Annotated in this window: 10 protein-coding genes; 8 read left to right on the top strand and 2 right to left on the bottom strand. The window is 64.5% G+C overall.

The genetic code is table 11. The features are described from left to right. Window positions 1–2: 2 nt before the first annotated feature. From cobN to HW090_RS00440, 3 genes are all read left to right on the top strand, one after another. The gene (gene cobN, locus HW090_RS00430) at window positions 3–3,770 is read left to right on the top strand and encodes a cobaltochelatase subunit CobN (protein WP_179111618.1); all 3,768 of its coding nucleotides are present in this window, start codon (window positions 3–5) and stop codon (window positions 3,768–3,770) included. Then, window positions 3,767–4,798 carry an ATP-binding protein gene (locus HW090_RS00435; RefSeq protein ID WP_179111619.1) on the top strand — a complete coding sequence of 344 codons (1,032 nt, stop codon included), beginning with the start codon at window positions 3,767–3,769 and terminating at the stop codon, window positions 4,796–4,798. Before cobN ends, HW090_RS00435 begins: the two co-directional genes overlap by 4 nt. 83 nt (window positions 4,799–4,881) lie before the next feature. Continuing rightward, window positions 4,882–5,451, top strand: coding sequence for a magnesium chelatase (locus HW090_RS00440; protein ID WP_179111620.1), 570 nt, complete (start codon window positions 4,882–4,884; stop codon window positions 5,449–5,451). 48 nt (window positions 5,452–5,499) lie between these two features. Here the strand turns inward: HW090_RS00440 and HW090_RS00445 are convergent, their stop codons facing one another. Then, window positions 5,500–6,402, bottom strand: coding sequence for a LysR family transcriptional regulator (locus HW090_RS00445; protein WP_179111621.1), 903 nt, complete (start codon window positions 6,400–6,402; stop codon window positions 5,500–5,502). Window positions 6,403–6,564: 162 nt separating this feature from the next. Here HW090_RS00445 and HW090_RS00450 point away from each other — a divergent pair, with 162 nt between their 5' ends. Beyond that, entirely contained in the window at window positions 6,565–7,782 is a 1,218-nt protein-coding gene (locus tag HW090_RS00450) for an MFS transporter (protein WP_256930703.1), read from the top strand. A gap of 18 nt (window positions 7,783–7,800) precedes the next feature. Here HW090_RS00450 and HW090_RS00455 read toward each other — a convergent pair whose 3' ends face one another. Continuing rightward, window positions 7,801–8,466, bottom strand: a complete 666-nt coding sequence (locus HW090_RS00455; RefSeq protein WP_179111623.1) for a 7-cyano-7-deazaguanine/7-aminomethyl-7-deazaguanine transporter — start codon at window positions 8,464–8,466, stop codon at window positions 7,801–7,803. 286 nt (window positions 8,467–8,752) lie between these two features. Between HW090_RS00455 and HW090_RS00460 the strand changes: the two genes are divergently transcribed. The 4 genes from HW090_RS00460 to HW090_RS00475 are packed head-to-tail and all read left to right on the top strand — an operon-like array spanning window position 8,753 to window position 17,652. After that, a complete protein-coding gene (locus HW090_RS00460; RefSeq protein WP_179111624.1) occupies window positions 8,753–9,964 on the top strand; it encodes an MdtA/MuxA family multidrug efflux RND transporter periplasmic adaptor subunit in 1,212 nt (403 codons plus the stop codon). Further along, complete coding sequence (locus HW090_RS00465; RefSeq protein WP_179111625.1) at window positions 9,961–13,050, top strand: MdtB/MuxB family multidrug efflux RND transporter permease subunit; 3,090 nt, start codon at window positions 9,961–9,963, stop codon at window positions 13,048–13,050. Before HW090_RS00460 ends, HW090_RS00465 begins: the two co-directional genes overlap by 4 nt. A gap of 22 nt (window positions 13,051–13,072) precedes the next feature. Next, window positions 13,073–16,183 (top strand): efflux RND transporter permease subunit, encoded by a 3,111-nt coding sequence (locus HW090_RS00470; protein WP_179111626.1) that lies wholly within the window; start codon window positions 13,073–13,075, stop codon window positions 16,181–16,183. Next, window positions 16,180–17,652 (top strand): efflux transporter outer membrane subunit, encoded by a 1,473-nt coding sequence (locus HW090_RS00475; RefSeq protein ID WP_179111627.1) that lies wholly within the window; start codon window positions 16,180–16,182, stop codon window positions 17,650–17,652. The genes HW090_RS00470 and HW090_RS00475 overlap by 4 nt, the downstream gene beginning before the upstream one ends. Window positions 17,653–17,734 lie beyond the last annotated feature (82 nt).

Raw genomic sequence — 17,734 nt, forward strand, 5'->3', positions numbered from 1 at the left:
CCATGCACATGCTGTCAGCGTTGCCAGGTGGCTATGTCGAGGATGCGTCGATCATCACCCGACTGGAGCAGACGCCTGGCGAGATCGTCATTCTCAGCGCCGCCGACACCACCCTGGCACTGCTGGCGGCGACCTGCCCGGCCGAGGATTTCCCGGCCGTGCGTCTGGCCAATCTGATGCATCTGCGCCAGCACGCCTCCATCGATCTTTATCTGGATGAAGTGCTGCAACATGCGCGACTGATCGTCATCGACCATCTGGGCGGTGAGAGCTATTGGCCCTATGGCACCGAGCAAGTGGTCAGCCTGTGCCAGCGCAAGGGCATTGCCTTGGCGATGTTCTCCGGGGACATGCATGAAGACCCGAACCTGCTGGCGCTGAGCACCATTGCCGCTGACGACTGCCGCCAGTTGTGGCGCTACCTGCGCGAGGGTGGTGCCGGCAATGCGCGGCAGTTCTATCGCTTTATCGGCGAGCGTTTTTTCCAGCGTCCCTGGCAGGCATTGCCGCCACAGACGCTGCCACCCGTGGCGATCTTTCACCCGGAACACGACAGTGCCAGCGTCAGCCACTGGCAGGCTGAGTGGCATGCGCAGGCACCCTGCGTGTTGCTGGTGTTCTACCGGGCGCATTTGCAGGCAGGCAATACCGAAGTGTTTCGCGCGTTGTGCGAAGGCCTGCTGCGCCAGGGCCTGAACCCGTTGCCGCTGGCGCTGCTGTCGCTCAAGGATGCGCTGTGCCTGGACACCCTGCGGCAGTTGTGCGAACAGCAGCAGGTCGCCTTGATCCTCAACACTACGGCGTTCTCACACTCGGCCATGGACGATCCGGGCGACCATGCCCTGGCCGGCGATATACCGGTGTTGCAAGTGGTGCTGTCCGGCGGCAACCGCGAAAGCTGGGAAGCCGACGCCCATGGCCTGCAACCGCGCGACATGGCCATGCATGTGGCACTGCCCGAGGTGGACGGGCGCATCATCAGCCGGGCGGTCAGTTTCAAAGGCTCCCAGGGGCGCGATGCGCTGACCCAGTGTGACGTGGTGCAGTACCAGGCCCTGGCCGACCGCCTGGCATTCGTCTGCGAGCTGGCCAGTCGCTGGTGTCGCCTGCGCAGCCTGGGCAATGGCGACAAGCGCCTGGCGCTGATCCTGGCCAACTACCCGACCCGCGAAGGGCGCCTGGGCAACGGTGTCGGCCTGGATACGCCGGCCTCGGTGATCGGCATCCTGCAACGCCTGCGCGACGAGGGCTATGCGGTCGAGGACATCCCCGAGGATGGCGATGCGCTGATGCGTCTGCTGAAGCAGGGCATCACCAACGACCCGGACAACTGGGCGCTGCGCCCGGCCTGGCAGAGCCTGGCGATGGAGGATTACCTGGCCTTCTTCGACAGCCTACCGGAGGCCAACCGGCAAGCCATCCTGCAACGCTGGGGGGCGCCGCAGGCCGACCCGATGCTACGCCAGGGGCGCTTCATGATCGCCGGGCTGCGCCTGGGGCGGGTGTTCGTCGGTATCCAGCCGGCGCGTGGTTACGACCTGGACGAAATGGCCAACTACCACGATCCCGACCTGGTGCCGCCGCATTACTACCTGGCCTTCTATTGCTGGCTACGCCGGCGCTGGGCGGCGGACGCCATCGTGCATGTCGGCAAGCACGGCAACCTGGAGTGGCTGCCGGGCAAGAGCGTGGCCCTTAGTGAACAGTGCTGGCCGGACCTGGTGTTCGGGCCGATGCCGCACCTCTATCCCTTTATCGTCAACGACCCGGGCGAGGGTACCCAGGCCAAGCGCCGCGCGCAGGCGGTGATCATCGATCACCTGATGCCGCCACTGACCCGCGCCGAGAGCTATGGCGTAACCCGCGACCTGGAGCGGCTGGTCGACGAGTTCTACGATGCGCTGACCCTGGACCCCCGCCGCGCCGGGCTGCTGCGCCGGCAGATTCTCGAACTGATCCTCGCCCATAATCTGCATGCCGACCTTGGCTTGCCGCCGCCTGAGGACGAGGAAAGCGAGCAACGGTTGCTCAATCGCACCGACACCTACCTGTGCGAACTGAAGGAGAGCCAGATCCGCGATGGCCTGCATATCTTCGGCCAGTCGCCGCAGCAGCGGCTGCTGCGCGACACCTTGCTGGCACTGGCACGGCACCCGGTGGGCGATGGACTGGGCGGCAATGCCAGCCTGATCCGTGCGCTGGCCGCCGACCTGTTACCGGCGAGCCCCTTCGATCCACTGGATGCCATTTGGGGCGAACCCTGGCTGGGCGAGCGACCCGAGGCCTTGCTGGCGCTGTCCGGGCAAGCCTGGCGTACCCTTGGCGATACCCGAGAGCGCCTGGAACTGCTGGCGTTACACCTCTTGGAGCAGGAACTACCGGTTGGCACCGACTGGCCGCAAACGGCGGCGGTGCTGGCGCGTGTCGAGGCGGACCTGCGTCCACGCCTGCAAGCCTGTGGCGAGCAGGAACTGTTGCAGCTCTGCCGTGGCCTGGCCGGGCGCTTCGTGCCGCCCGGTCCCAGCGGCGCGCCGTCCCGGGGCCGCCCCGACGTGCTGCCGACCGGGCGCAATTTCTTCTCGGTGGACACGCGCATGATCCCCACGCCCACCGCCTGGGCGCTGGGCGAGAAGTCGGCGGCGCTGCTGGTCGAGCGCTTCGTGCAGGACAACGGTGACTACCCGCGCAGCATCGGCCTGTCGGTCTGGGGTACCGCCACCATGCGCACCGGTGGCGACGATATCGCCCAGGCCTTCGCCTTGCTCGGGGTGCGGCCGAAGTGGGCCGAGGGCAGCTACCGGGTGACCGACTTCGAGGTGTTGCCGCAGAAGCGCCTGGATCGCCCACGGGTGGATGTGACGCTGCGGGTCTCCGGCTTCTTCCGCGATGCCTTCGCCAATGTCATGCAGATGTTCGATGCAGCGGTGCAGCGAGTCGCCGAGCTGGACGAGGCGGACGACTTCAACCCGATCCGCGCGCGCATTCGCCAGGAAAGCGGCGAATTGCAGGCAGCGGGAATGGACGCGGCGCAAGCACGGCGCCAGGCCGGCTTCCGTATCTTCGGCGCCAAGCCGGGGGCTTATGGCGCCGGGTTGCAGGGGCTGATGGATTCGCGTAACTGGCAGGGCGATGCCGACCTGGCCGAGGCCTACCTGAACTGGGGCGGCTACGCCTATGGCCAGCAGGCCTATGGCGAGGTCGACCGTGAAGGGTTCTCTCGGCGACTGGGGCAGATCCAGGCGGTGGTGCAGAACCAGGACAACCGCGAACACGACCTGCTCGATTCCGACGACTACTACCAGTTCCAGGGCGGTATGAGCGCTGCCGTGCGCCATCTCAGCGGTCGCCAGCCGGCGATCCTGTTCGGCGACCACAGCAACCCGCAGGCGCCGCGTATCCGCAGCCTGGACGAGGAGGTCAGCCGGGTCATGCGCGCGCGGGTGACTAATCCGAAATGGCTGGACGGCGTCAAGCGCCACGGCTACAAGGGTGCCTTCGAGATGGCGGCGACGGTGGACTACCTGTTCGCCTACGACGCCACCACTGGCGTGGTGCGTGACGACCAGTACGCCAGCCTGAGCGACGCCTGGCTGGAGGATGCGGACACCCGTGAATTCCTCCAGCGACACAACCCGGATGCCCTGCGCGATATCAGCGAGCGCCTGCTGGAAGCCATCCAGCGCGGGCTTTGGCAGGAGCCGGGCGATTATCGACAACGCATCGAGCAGCACCTGCTGGATGCCGAACACACGCTGGAAGGTGGCGCATGACCCCGCATTATCCCTTTGCCGCCCTGCATGGCCAGGACGAACTGCGCCTGGCGCTGCTGCTGGTGGCCATCGACCCGCGTATCGGCGGCGTGCTGATCGAGGGGCCGCGCGGCACCGCCAAGTCCACCAGTGCGCGGGCGCTGGCGGACCTGTTGCCGGATGGGCGCCTGGTCAACCTGCCGCTGGGCAGCAGCGAGGAGCAACTGGCCGGCTCGCTGGATATCCAGGCCGCGCTGCGCGATGGCGAAGTGGCGTTCAGGCCCGGCCTGCTGGCGCGCGCCGATGGCGGTGTGCTCTACGTGGACGAGGTCAACCTGCTGGCCGACAGCCTGGTGGACCTGTTGCTGGATGTCTGTGCCAGTGGCGTCAACCGCATCGAGCGCGACGGTATTTCCCACCAGCATGCGGCGCGTATCGCCCTGGTCGGCACCATGAACCCGGAGGAGGGCGAGCTGCGCCCGCAACTGCTGGACCGCTTTGGCCTGTTGGTGCGTCTGGGGCAGGGGATCGAGCCGGAGCAGCGCGAGCGCATCGTGCGCAGCCGCTTGCAGTTCGATCGCGATCCCCAGGCCTTTGTCGCGGGCTACCAGGCGCAGCAGCAGGCGTTGAGTGAGCGCCTGGCCGAGGCGCGGCAACGGGTGGCGACGCTGGAGTTCGGTGATGCGTTGTATCGCCAGGTCAGCCAGTTGTGCCACGGCGCGGGTGTCGAGGGCGTGCGCGCGGACCTGGTGATGCTGCGCGCCGCCGCTGCCCATGCCGCCTGGCAGGGCCGGGACGAGGTGCGAGAAGACGATGTGTCGGCAGTGGCGGAGCTGGTGCTGGCGCACCGACGCAAGCACCCGCCAGAGCCACCGGCGGATGGCGGGGGGCAGCCGCCGTCCGCGTCGTCGTCCTCGACATCGGGTGAAGGTCAGTCCGACGCGGATGGTGACGGTGACTGGGGCGCCATGCCGCCGCAGACCGTAGCGATACAGGAGCCGTCGACACGGCAACCACGGCTGGAGCCCGCACCGGCAAAAAAGCCCTGACGCCGCAACTGGCGGGCGGTCGCCTGCCCAGGTCGCGTGCGCCGCATAAACTGCGTCATACCGACTCGGGCAGTCAGCAGGACATGCGCCTGCACTGGCCTCGCACCCTGCTGGCCAAGGGCCAGGCGGCGTTGCGCCCGGAGCATCTGCGCTTTCGTTCGGTACGTGGCGGGGCCCGTCAATTGCATTGCCTGCTGCTGGACTGCTCCGCGTCCATGCTGCGTGGCGACAAGCTGGCTCTGGCCAAGGGCTGGCTGCTGCACTGCGCCGAGGATTGCTACCGGCAACGCGCCGACCTGCTGGTGATCGGCTTCGCCGGACAGCGCGCATGGCTGATCCAGGCACCAAGGCGGGCTTCTGCCAACAGCCGTGGCTGGATCGCACCATTAGGGGCTGGCGGCGGTTCGCCGGTGGATGCGGCGTTGACACTGTCTGAACGTGAGATCGGTAACTGGCGCAAACGTCATCCGGGGGGCGAGTGCGGCTTGTGGCTGCTCAGCGATGCGCGCTTTCGCCAGGTGCCGCCATGTCCTGACGCCGCCGATTTTCACGTGGTGGTGGATTTCGAGAACGACAGCATCGCTTTGGGGCGTGCCGAGCGGATCGCCCAGACGTGGCAGGCTGAGTACGTACGGGCTGTCTTGACCTCTTGACCGCGTGCCACGAGCCCGGTCAAGCCCCTCTACGCAACACGCATGGACTCATCCCTGATGCTTCTGCCCATTCTGCGTCAGGATATCGATAAAGGCCTGGGCCAGCGGGGAGTGTTCCTGACGGCGTTTGATCAGCCAGACGGCGGTGGTGGCGCCGGCATCACTCAACGGTCGAAACACTACGCCATCGATACGCGCACGGCGGAAGGAGGCGGGCAGTACGGAAACCCCGAGTCCGGCCGCGACCAGGCCGATGATGGTCAGGGCCTCGTGCACTTCCTGGGTGATGCGCGGGGTGAAGCCGGCCTGACGCGCGAGCTGGAATAACTGGCCGTAGAGCCCGGTGCCGTAGGTGCGGGGAAAGAATACGAAGGGTTCCTCGGCCAGTGCGGCCAGCGGCATGGCTTCATCCTCGTTCCCGGCCAGCGGGTGATCGGCATGCAGCAGGGCCACCAGCGGCTCACGCAGCAGTTCCACCGCAGACAATTCCTGTGGCAGCTCCAGCGGACGGATCATGCCGACCTGGACCTTGCGCTCCAGCACCGCCTGGCTGACTTCGCTGCTGGTCATTTCCTGCAGGTCGAGGTGGACGGCGGGGAAGGCCTGGCGGAAAGCGAACACCGAACGCGGGATGATGGAGACGAAGGGTGAGGAGGAGGTGAAGCCGATCTGCAGCTCACCCAGCTCGCCCTGTTGGGCGCGGCGGACGACATCCACTGATTTGTTCACCTGGGCCAGGGTCTGCCGGGTTTCCTCGAGGAACAGGCGACCCGCATCGGTCAGCGCCACATGACGGCTGCCACGTTCCAATAAGCGAACCCCAAGCTCCTGTTCGAGCGCCTGGATCTGCTGGCTCAGGGGGGGCTGGGAAATACCCAGGCGTTCTGCGGCGCGGCCGAAGTGCAGTTCTTCGGCGACGGCGACGAAGTAGCGGAGGTGGCGTAGTTCCATAAGCGTCAATTGATTCGTTTTGAGTATCGAATATGTCGAATTCTATATTGGATATGTCTCGTTCGGCTTATTAATCTGTGCGCGTTTTCCTGCCTAGGCATGGGGGCCGCGTACTCAAGCGGCGCGATGGTCCCTGTGTGCGGGTGCGTGCAAGAGGCCGTGATGAATCAGAATAACGAGAACCATAACCCTTCCAGCCATGTGCTCAAGGGAACACCGCAGTTCGTGCGGGTGCTGCTGGCGATGTGTGCGGGCGGCTTTTCCACCTTCGCCCTGCTGTACTGTGTGCAGCCGATGATGCCGATGCTGGCCGAGCGTTTCAGTCTGACGGCGGCGCAGAGCAGCCTGGTGCTGTCCGTCTCGACCATTTCGTTGGCCCTGGGGTTGCTGGTGACCGGGCCGTTGTCCGATGCCTGGGGGCGCAAGCCGGTGATGGTGGTGGCGTTGCTGGCGGCCTCCGTGTTCACCCTGGGTGCGGCGCTGGTGCCGAGCTGGCATGCGGTGCTGGTGATGCGGGCGTTGGTCGGCCTGTCGCTGAGCGGCGTGGCAGCGGTGGCCATGAGTTACCTGAGCGAGGAGATCGACCCCCTGCACCTGGGCCTGGCGATGGGCGTCTATATCGCCGGTACCGCCATTGGTGGCATGGCCGGGCGCCTGCTGGGTGGGGTGCTGGTGGACTACGTGTCCTGGCATATGGCGGTGGGGCTGCTGGGCGGGCTGGCATTGCTGCTGGCCGTGGCGTTCTGGCGGCTGTTGCCCGACTCGCGCCATTTCGCGTCGCGCTCGCTGCGTCCGCGTTCGCTGTTGCAGGGCTTCGTGCTGCACCTGCGCGATCCGGGGCTGCCCTGGCTGTTCGCCCAGGGTTTCCTGCTGATGGGCAGTTTCGTGACGCTGTTCAACTATATGGGCTATCGCCTGATCGCCGAGCCGCTGGGCTTGAGCCAGACCAGCGTCGGCCTGCTGTCGGTGGTCTACCTCTCCGGCATCTACAGTTCGACCAAGGCCGGGGCGCTGGCCGACCGGCATGGGCGGCAGCGGGTGTTGTGGGCCATGATTGCGTTGATGCTGGCTGGCCTATTGCTGACCCTGGGCGATTACCTGCCGTCGATCCTGGGTGGCATCCTGCTGTTCACCTTCGGCTTCTTCGGCGCTCATTCGGTTGCCAGCAGCTGGATCGGACGGCGTGCGCTGCAAGCCAAGGGGCAGGCGTCGTCGCTTTACCTGTTCTGCTACTACTTGGGATCGAGCGTGGCCGGCACCTTGGGCGGGCTGTTCTGGCAGGCCGCGGGCTGGAACGGCGTTGGCCTGTTCATTGCCATGCTGTTGCTGCTGTCCCTGGGCGTGGCCCTGCACCTGGCGCGCTTGCGCGAGGTGCGTTGAGCCCAGGTTGCGCCTCTATTATCGGACGACTTCGCCCCGTCCCTGGAGCGTCGGCAAGTGGCGCACGATGGTGTTGAGCAACATGCCGTATAACGGTACGAACAGCATCAGGCTGACTGCCAGCTTGATGACGTAGTCCACCAGGGCGATCTCCACCCAGTGTTCGGCCATGAAGGCGTTGCTGCTGTTCCAGAACGCGATGGAGAAAAAGGCTGCGGTGTCCAGCGCCTGGCCGACCACGCTGGCGGCGGCCGGTGCGATCCACCACTGGCGATGATTGCGGCGCAGGCGGTCGAATACCTGCACGTCCATCAATTGACCAAGGACATAGGCGGTAAAGCTGGCCAGGGCGATGCGAAAGACGAACGCATTGAACTCGCCCAGCGCCGCCAGGCCGTTGAACACACCTTCGTGAAACAGCACCGAGACCGCATAGGACGCCACCAGCGCGGGCAGCATGACCCTGGCGATCACCCGGCGCGCAGGCGACTTGCCCATCAGGCGCACCGTCAGGTCAGTGGCGAGGAAGATAAAGGGGAAACTGAACGCACCCCAGGTGGTGTGGAAACCGAACAGGTCGACCGGCAATTGCACCAGGTAGTTGCTGGCGATGATGATCAGGATATGAAACGTGATCAGTGCTGCCAGCAACAGGCGCTGGCGAGACTCGTCATATAACGGCATGTGGGACCTTTTTGTTGGATGGGGTTAGGGAACCCATTGGGGGATTGCTACAAACCCGCACATTCTAGGAGCTGTCGATAACACTCGGCAAGCCAAGCTGCCGTGCGTTCCTGTCACAATTCAATGGATAATGGTATTGGAAACAGTAGGTTAAACTGTTTGTGAAATGATCGAACGGATTCCCAAAAGTCTGTGGACCATTCGTAAAAATGCCGTAAATGCTCTTTCCGTTTTTATCGAGAGTGATTATGGTTCCCGTCTTCCTCCTCCTGCGAACATACATTCCATGTCCGAGGCTCATCGTTCTCCTCAACGCGCCGGCCGTATCTGGCTGGTCCTCTCTCTTCTTCTGATCGCTGTTCTCCTGATCGTCTGGTGGCTCTGGCCCTCGGAGTCGAGTGCTCCGGCCAGCCGGGGCTCTTCGTTCGCCTCGTTCGGCCAGGGCATCCCCGTGCGTGTCGAGCCGGTGCGGCAGGCGTCCTTCGACATCCAGAACAAGGCGCTGGGAAGCGTCACGCCGCTGAACGTGGTGAATGTGCGCAGCCGGGTCGCAGGCGAACTGGTGGAAATCCATTTCGAGGAGGGGCAACGGGTCAAGGCCGGAGACTTGCTGGCGGTGATAGACCCGCGCCCCTATAAGGTCGCCTTGCAGCAGGCCGAAGGTACGTTGCAGCAGAATCAGGCCCTGCTGAAAAATGCTGAAACGGATTTGCGTCGCTACCGCCACTTGCATGCCGAGGACAGTATTTCCCGCCAGACCCTGGACACCCAGGAGGCGCTCTACAGCCAGTACAAGGGCACGCTCGCCAGCAATCAGGCGGCGGTCGATGAAGCCAGGCTCAACTTGGCCTACACCCATATCCGCGCGCCGATCGATGGTCGTGTCGGCTTGCGTCAGTTGGACAAGGGCAATCTGGTGGCCGCCAACGACTCGACAGCGTTGGTGGTCATCACCGAAACCCAGCCGGTTTCCATCAGCTTCACGTTGCCGGAAGGGGATTTGCCGGCCGTGCTGTCGCGCCATCGCCGTGGCGAAACCTTGCAGGTCCAGGCCTGGGATCGAGGCGAACGCCAATTGCTGGGGGAGGGCGTGCTGGCCAGCGTCGACAACCAGATCGACGCAACGACCGGCACGCTCAAGCTCAAGGCACGCTTCGACAATGAAGACGAAGTGCTGATCCCCAACCAGTTCGTCAATGTCCGGCTGCGGGTCGAGACGCTGGAAAATGCGCTGATGATCCCGTCTTCCGCCGTGCAATTCGGTGGGCGTGGCATCTTTGCCTACGTGGTCAAGGAGGACAACACCATCGAGATCCGCACGCTGGAGCTCGGTCCGGAAAACGGCGAGTTCACGGTGATTCGCAAGGGCCTGAACGCGGGCGAGCGTGTGGTGCTGGAAGGGACGGATCGCCTGCGTGACGGTTCGGACGTGGAAGTCGTCGAGTCTGCCGCCGCCGAGCAATCTGCCGTTGACGGCGCGGAGAACGCCGCACGATGAACATCTCCCGCCTGTTCATTCTGCGACCGGTGGCAACGACGCTGAGCATGATCGCCATCCTGATTGCCGGTCTGATCGCCTACCGTCTCTTGCCTGTCGCGGCATTGCCGCAGGTGGATTACCCGACCATCCGGGTGATGACGCTGTACCCGGGTGCCAGTCCGGAGGTGATGACCAGCGCGGTGACGGCACCGCTGGAGCGCCAGTTCGGGCAGATGCCGGGCATGACCCAGATGTCCTCGACCAGCTCCGGTGGCGCCTCGATCATCACCCTGCGCTTTTCCCTGGAGGTCTCCCTGGATGTGGCCGAGCAGGAAGTGCAGGCGGCGATCAACGTGGCCAACAACCTGTTGCCCGATGACTTGCCGGCACCACCGGTCTACAACAAGGTCAACCCCGCCGACACGCCGGTGATCACCCTCGCGGTGACCTCGCCGAGCCTGCCGCTGCCGAAGCTGCACGACATGGTCGACACCCGCATGGCGCAGAAACTGGCGCAGATCAGCGGTGTCGGCCTGGTCGGTATTGCCGGTGGGCAGAGACCCGCGGTACGTATCCGGGTCAATCCAGAGGCGCTGGCATCCTACGGCCTGACCCTGGCGGACGTGCGCTCGCTGGTCACACGCTCCAACGTCAACCAGCCGAAGGGTAACTTCGACGGCCCGATCAAGATGTCGATGCTCGACGCCAACGATCAGTTGAAGACGCCGGAGGAATACGCCGACCTTATCCTCAACTATCAGGATGGCGCGACCATGCGCCTGCGCGATGTCGCCAGCATCGTCGACGGTGCCGAGAACGAGCGGCTGGCGGCCTGGGCCAACCAGAGCCAGGCCGTGCTGCTGAATATCCAGCGCCAGCCCGGCGCCAACGTCATCGATGTGGTCGACCGTATCCAGGCGCTGTTGCCGGAGATTACCGCCAGCATGCCGAGCGGGGTGGATGTGGTGGTATTGACCGACCGCACCCAGACCATTCGTGCGGCGATCACCGATGTGCAGCATGAGTTGCTGATGGCGACGGTGCTGGTGGTACTGGTGACCTTCCTGTTCCTGAAGAAACTGTCTGCGACCATCATCCCGACCATTGCCGTGCCGCTGTCGCTGATCGGTACCTTCGCGGTGATGTACCTGGCCGGCTTCTCGTTGAACAACCTGACCCTGATGGCCCTGACCATCGCCACAGGCTTCGTGGTGGACGATGCCATCGTCATGCTGGAGAACATCGCCCGCCACCTGGAGCAGGGCGAGACGCCGTTGCAGGCCGCGCTCAAGGGCGCCCGGCAGATCGGTTTCACCTTGATTTCCCTGACCTTCTCACTGATCGCGGTGTTGATCCCGTTGCTGTTCATGCAGGATGTGGTCGGGCGCCTGTTCCGTGAGTTCGCGGTCACTCTTGCGGTGGCCATCCTTATTTCGCTGGTGGTTTCGCTGACGCTGACGCCGATGATGTGTTCGCGCCTGCTGCGGCAAAGCCCGGCACACCAGAGCGACAAGCCGGACTGGGTCGAGCGGTTGATCGCGGGTTATGCCGGCTGGCTGCGCTGGGTCCTGCGTCACCAGACGCTGACACTGCTGGTGGCCGTCGCGACCATGGGGCTGACCGTGCTGCTCTACCTGGCCGTCCCCAAGGGGTTCTTCCCCGTGCAGGATACGGGCGTCATCCAGGGCATCAGCGAAGCGCCGCAGTCGATTTCCTTCAGTGCCATGAGCGAGCGCCAACAATCACTGGCGCGGGTGGTCCTGGCCGATCCGGCGGTGCAGAGCCTGTCGTCCTACATCGGCGTGGATGGCGACAACGTCACCCTCAACAGTGGCCGTGTCCTCATCAACCTGAAACCCTTCGCCGAGCGTGACGTGACCGCGCAGCAAGTGATCGAGCGCCTGCGCCCGGAACTGGCGAAGCTGCCCGGTATCGCGCTCTACATGCAGCCGGTGCAGGACCTGTCCATCGAGGATCGGGTCAGCCGCACACAATTCCAGTTCAGCTTGCAGTCGCCGGACAATGCACTGCTGGAGACATGGACGCCACGCCTGCTCGAAGCGCTGCAGGCACACCCGCAACTGCGCGATGTCGCCAGCGACCTGCAGAACGAAGGTTTGCAGGTGTTCATGGACATCGACCGTGATGCGGCGGCACGCCTTGGTATCGAGATGTCGGCGATCACCGATGCGCTCTACGATGCCTTTGGCCAGCGGCAGATTTCCACCATCTTCACCCAGGCCAGCCAGTATCGCGTGGTGCTGGAGAATGCCGAGGGCGGTACGCTCGGCCCTCGGGCGCTGGAGCAGGTCTTCGTGCAGAGTGCGGGTGGAACGCCGGTACGCCTGTCCGGGCTGGTGCGTGTCGAGCAGCGTGCGGCGCCATTGTTGATCAACCATATCGGTCAGTTCCCGGCCGTGACCGTGTCGTTCAACCTGGCGCCGGGCGTTTCCCTGGGCGAGGGCGTGGCGGCAATCGAGCAGGTGGAGCAGGAAATAGGCCTGCCCGGATCGATCCAGACGCGCTTCCAGGGGGCGGCGGAAGCCTTCCGTGCCTCGTTGTCGAGCACCTTGCTGCTGATCCTGGCGGCCGTGGTGACGATGTACATCGTGCTGGGCGTGCTCTACGAGAGCTATATCCACCCGATCACCATCCTCTCCACGCTGCCGTCGGCGGCAGTGGGCGCGTTGCTGGCGCTGCTGCTGACGGGCAACGACCTGGGGCTGATCGCAATCATCGGCATCATCCTGCTGATCGGCATCGTCAAGAAGAACGCGATCATGATGATTGACTTCGCTCTGGAGGCGGAGCGGCAGCAGGGCATGTCACCGGAACAGGCCATCTATCAGGCGGCGCTGCTGCGTTTCCGGCCGATCCTGATGACCACGCTGGCCGCGCTGTTCGGTGCGGTACCGCTGATGCTGGCCTCGGGCTCGGGCGCCGAACTGCGCCAGCCGCTGGGCCTGGTAATGGTCGGTGGACTTTTGCTGAGCCAGTTGCTGACGCTGTTCACGACACCGGTGATCTACCTGTTCTTCGATCGCCTGGGCGCGGGCCTGCGTCGGCGTCGCGATGCAGCGCAGGTGTCCGGGGAGGCGTCATGATCATGCTGCTGGAGCGTCGTTCATGAACCCATCGGCTCCCTTTATCGCTCGTCCTGTCGCGACCATGATGCTGGGCCTGGCGATCATGCTGCTGGGCGCCGTCTGCTATCGGCTGCTGCCGGTTTCGCCGTTGCCGCAGGTGGACTTTCCGGTGATCGAAGTCTCGGCGAGCCTGCCCGGAGCCAGCCCCGAGGTGATGGCGGCGACGGTGGCGACGCCACTGGAGCGCTCCCTCGGCAGTATCGCCGGGATACGCCAGATGAACAGCAGCAGCAACCAGGGCTCGGCCAGCGTGATGATCGAGTTCGAGTTCGGCCGCGATATCAATGCCGCTGCGCGCGAGGTGCAGGCGGCGATCAATGCCTCGCGCAACCTGTTGCCCAGCGGCATGCGCAGCATGCCGAGCTACAGCAAGGCCAGTACCGCCGGTGAGCCGGTGACGGCCATTGCGCTCAGCTCCGATATCCTCAGCAAGGGCGAGTTGTACGACCTGGCGGACACCATCGTCGGCCAGAGCCTGGCGCAGGTTCAGGGCGTCGGGGCGATCAGTATCGGTGGCAGTTCGCTGCCGGCGGTGCGCATCGAATTGCAGGCGAACCTGCTGGAGCACCACGGCCTTTCGATGGACGAGGTGCGCCAGAGCATCGCCAACAACAACCAGCGGCGGCCGAAAGGCTTCGTCGAGGATGGGCATCGCCAATGGCAGGTGCAGGCCAACGATCAGCTGCACAAGGCCGTCGATTACGAACCCATCGTGATCCGTTACGAGAATGGTGCCGCCATACGCCTGGGGGATGTGGCCAGGGTCACCGATGCGGTCGAGAACCGCTACAACAGTGGTTTCTACAATGATCGCTCGGCGGTCCTGCTGGTGGTCTACCGGCAGTCCGGGGCCAATATCCTGGAAACCCTGGATGCGATCAAAGCGCGCTTGCCTGGCTTGCGCGAACTGCTGCCCGCCAGTGTCGACCTGCAGATCGCGGCAGACCGGACGCGGGTGATCAACGCCACCTTCAACGAAGCCAAGCTGACCCTGGCCATCGCGGTGGGGTTGGTCATCCTGCTGGTATTCCTGTTCCTCGGCAGCGTGCGCCGGGCACTGATCCCGGCGTTGGCCGTGCCCATTTCGCTGATCGGCACCTTCGCCGTGATGTACCTGTGGGGCTTTTCGCTCAATATCTTTTCCCTGATGGCGCTGATCCTGGCCACCGGATTGGTGGTGGACGATGCCATCGTGGTGCTGGAGAACATCGCACGCCACGTCGATAACGGCGAGCCGCCGTTGCGTGCCGCTTACCTGGGCAGCAAGGAGGTGGGCTTCACCTTGCTGTCGATGAACGTCTCGCTGGTGGTGGTGTTCCTGTCGATCCTGTTCATGGGCGGGGTGTTCGGCCAGTTGTTCCGGGAGTTCTCCATCACCCTGGCGACCGCCGTGCTGGTCTCCCTGCTGGTTTCCCTGACCCTGACGCCGATGCTCTGCGCCCGCTGGCTGCGCGCCCATGGCGCAGGGCATGAGGAATCGCGTCTGCAGCGCTGGAGCCATGCCCTGCACCAGCGGTTGGTCAGCGGCTATGACCGCAGCCTCGGTTTTATCCTCCAGCACCCTCGGGTCACCTTGCTGGCGTTGCTGGCGACCATTGGCCTGAACGTGTTCCTGTTCATCGAAGTGCCCAAGACACTGATGCCGCAGCAGGACAATGGCCAATTGAACGGATTCATCCGCGGCGACGACGGGCTGTCGTTCCAGGTCATGCAGCCGAAGATGGAAATCTATCGCCAGGCGCTGCTGAAAGACCCCGCGGTGGAGGGTGTGGCGGGTTTCATTGGCGGCGACGGCGGGATCAACAACGCGTTTCTGCTGATACGCCTGAAGCCGATCAAGGAACGCAAGATTTCCTCGCAGCAAGTCATCGACCGCCTGCGTGACAGCGTTCCCAAGGTGCCGGGTGCCCGGATGTTCCTGATGCAGAACCAGGACCTTAGCTTCAGCGGGCCAGGCCGGGATCGCAGCTCGCAGTATGAATACCAATTGCTGGCGGATGACCTGGGCAAGCTCCGCACCTGGCAGCCCAAGGTGCTGGCCGAATTGAAGAAACTGCCGGAACTGGTGGATATCGATGGCAACGAAGGCGATGGCACCGCACAAGTCAGCCTGAAGATCGACCGGGACGCCGCGCGGCGCCTGGGCGTCGAGATGAGCGATATCACCTCCCTGTTGAACAACGCGTTCAGCCAGCGGCAGATTTCCACCATCTACTCGGAGCTGAACCAGTACCAGGTGGTGATGGAGGTCGACCCGCGCTATGCCTATGACCCGGTGGTGTTGCAACGCATCCAGGTGGTCACCGAGGACGGACGCAAAATTCCTCTCTCGGCCTTCGCCAGCTACGAGATGAGCGTCGCCAATGACCGGGTCAGGCACCAGAATCAGTTCGCGGTGGAGAATATCTACTTCCAGCTGGCACCGGGCATCAGTCTGGACCAGGCCAATATCGCGATCGCCCGGGCGGTGGCCGGCATTGGTCTGCCCAGCGACGTCCAGGGACGCCTGGGCGGCAGTGGCGGCGCCTTCCAGTCGACCCTGGACAACCAGCCGCTGATGATCCTCGGCGCGATCCTGGCGGTCTACATCGTGCTGGGCATCCTCTACGAAAGCTACATCCACCCGCTGACCATCCTGTCGACCCTGCCGTCCGCCGGGGTGGGCGCCTTGCTCACGGTCATTCTGGTCGGTGACCAGTTCAGCCTGATTTCCCTGCTTGGGTTGTTCCTGCTGATCGGGATCGTGATGAAGAACGCCATCCTGATGATCGACCTTGCGTTGCAGTTCGAGCGCGAGGAGGGCATGTCGCCCAGGGAATCGATCCGGCGCTCCTGCCTGTTGCGCCTGCGGCCGATCCTGATGACCACGATGGCAGCGATCCTCGGTGCGCTGCCGCTGTTGATCGGCGGTACCGAAGGCGCCGAGATGCGCAAGCCGCTCGGGCTGGCGATCATCGGCGGGCTGTTGTTCAGCCAGATGCTGACGCTCTATACGACGCCGGTGGTCTACCTGTACCTCGACCACCTGCGCCACCGTTTCAACCGTTGGCGTGGTGTACGCACCGATGCCGCTCTGGAAAATCCACTATGAGTTCATTTACTGCGTCTGCACGCTTGTGCTCGCTTGGCCTGGCGGTTTCCCTGACGATCCTGGGCGGCTGTGCCCTGGGGCCCGACTACCAGCGTCCGGAAGTGCCGGCGGCCGGCGAATTTCGCCAGGTCGAAGGCTGGAAGCAGGCCGAGCCTGCGGAGATTGCCCAGGGCGACTGGTGGAGCCTGTACGATGACCCGCTGCTGAGTGATCTGCACACGCGCCTGCAGCAGTCCAACCAGACCCTGGCGCAGGCGGTGGCCCAGTACCGCGAAGCCCAGGCGGTGGTGCGCGGTTCCAGTGCCTCGTTCTTTCCGACGGTTTCGGCGAGTGCCGGCAAGACCCGCTCCGGGCAGGGCGGCGGGACCAGTACGCGGGTGATCGATGGCACCGCCGTGACCAGTTCCGGTGGCGGCATCTCCAAGAGCTACGACCTGTCCCTCGGGGTGAGCTGGGAGCTCGACCTGTGGGGACGGTTGCGCCGGCAACTGGAGTCCGACCGGGCCAGCCTGGACGCCAGTGCCGCCGAGTTGGCCGCTGTGCGCCTGAGCCAGCAGTCCGAGTTGACGCAGAGCTACCTGCAACTGCGCATCATCGATGCGCAACGGCAACTGCTGCAGAATACCCTCGATGCTTATGCGCGCTCCCTGCGTATCACCGAGAACCAGCGCAAGGCCGGCATTGTCACGCGGGCCGATGTGGCCCAGGCACGGACCCAACTGAAAAGCACCGAAGCCCAACTCATCGATCTGGAATACCAGCGGGCCCAGCGGGAGCATGCCATCGCCGTGCTGATCGGCGTGCCTCCGGCACAGTTCGAACTGGCGGCGCGGGAACAGCTGCCGAGCCTGCCGCAGGTGCCGAGGATGGTACCGTCGCAGTTGCTGGAGCGCCGCCCGGATGTGGCGGCTGCCGAGCGTCAGGTCATGTCGGCCAATGCGCTGATCGGTGTGGCCAAGACCGCCTGGTTCCCCAGCCTCAACCTGAGCGCTTCCGGTGGTTATCGCAGCAGTGTGCTGGACCAGTGGATCGAGACACCCAACCGTTTCTGGTCGATAGGGCCGGAGTTCGCCATGACCCTGTTCGATGGCGGTCAGATCCGTTCCGGTATCGAAAAAGCCGAAGCCAGCTATGACCGCACCGTGGCCAGCTATCGCCAGACGGTGCTCGACAGCCTGCGCGAGGTGGAGGACTACCTGGTGCAGTTGCGCGTACTCGAACAGGAGTCCGCTGTGCAGGGTGAGGCGCTTGAGGCGGCCCGCGAGGCATTGCGCCTGGCCGAGAACCAGTATCGTGCAGGTACGGTGGATTACCTGAATGTGGTCACCGCACAGGCCACCGCGCTGGATAACGAGCGCACGCAATTGACGTTGCTGGGCAGCCGTCTGCAGGCGAGCGTGCAACTGGTCGCGGCCCTGGGCGGCGGCTGGCACAGCGACAGCCTCGCCGAGGCGCCATCGGTCGAGTGATATCAGGCATCGGCAACGCAGCCTGGCAGTGGAAACGCTGGCCAGGCACTGCTGTCCGATGAGCTGTACCTATCATCTGGAG

The sequence above is a fragment of the Pseudomonas sp. ABC1 genome (assembly GCF_013395055.1).
In the GTDB taxonomy this organism is placed as follows: Bacteria; Pseudomonadota; Gammaproteobacteria; order Pseudomonadales; family Pseudomonadaceae; genus Stutzerimonas.

What these genes read in the sequence shown, in the direction of transcription:
- cobN (WP_179111618.1), top strand. Translation starts at nt 3, where the DNA reads ATGCACATGCTGTCAGCGTTGCCAGGTGGCTATGTCGAGGATGCGTCG.
- HW090_RS00435 (WP_179111619.1), top strand. Translation starts at nt 3,767, where the DNA reads ATGACCCCGCATTATCCCTTTGCCGCCCTGCATGGCCAGGACGAACTG.
- HW090_RS00440 (WP_179111620.1), top strand. Translation starts at nt 4,882, where the DNA reads ATGCGCCTGCACTGGCCTCGCACCCTGCTGGCCAAGGGCCAGGCGGCG.
- HW090_RS00445 (WP_179111621.1), bottom strand. Translation starts at nt 6,402, where the DNA reads ATGGAACTACGCCACCTCCGCTACTTCGTCGCCGTCGCCGAAGAACTG.
- HW090_RS00450 (WP_256930703.1), top strand. Translation starts at nt 6,565, where the DNA reads ATGAATCAGAATAACGAGAACCATAACCCTTCCAGCCATGTGCTCAAG.
- HW090_RS00455 (WP_179111623.1), bottom strand. Translation starts at nt 8,466, where the DNA reads ATGCCGTTATATGACGAGTCTCGCCAGCGCCTGTTGCTGGCAGCACTG.
- HW090_RS00460 (WP_179111624.1), top strand. Translation starts at nt 8,753, where the DNA reads ATGTCCGAGGCTCATCGTTCTCCTCAACGCGCCGGCCGTATCTGGCTG.
- HW090_RS00465 (WP_179111625.1), top strand. Translation starts at nt 9,961, where the DNA reads ATGAACATCTCCCGCCTGTTCATTCTGCGACCGGTGGCAACGACGCTG.
- HW090_RS00470 (WP_179111626.1), top strand. Translation starts at nt 13,073, where the DNA reads ATGAACCCATCGGCTCCCTTTATCGCTCGTCCTGTCGCGACCATGATG.
- HW090_RS00475 (WP_179111627.1), top strand. Translation starts at nt 16,180, where the DNA reads ATGAGTTCATTTACTGCGTCTGCACGCTTGTGCTCGCTTGGCCTGGCG.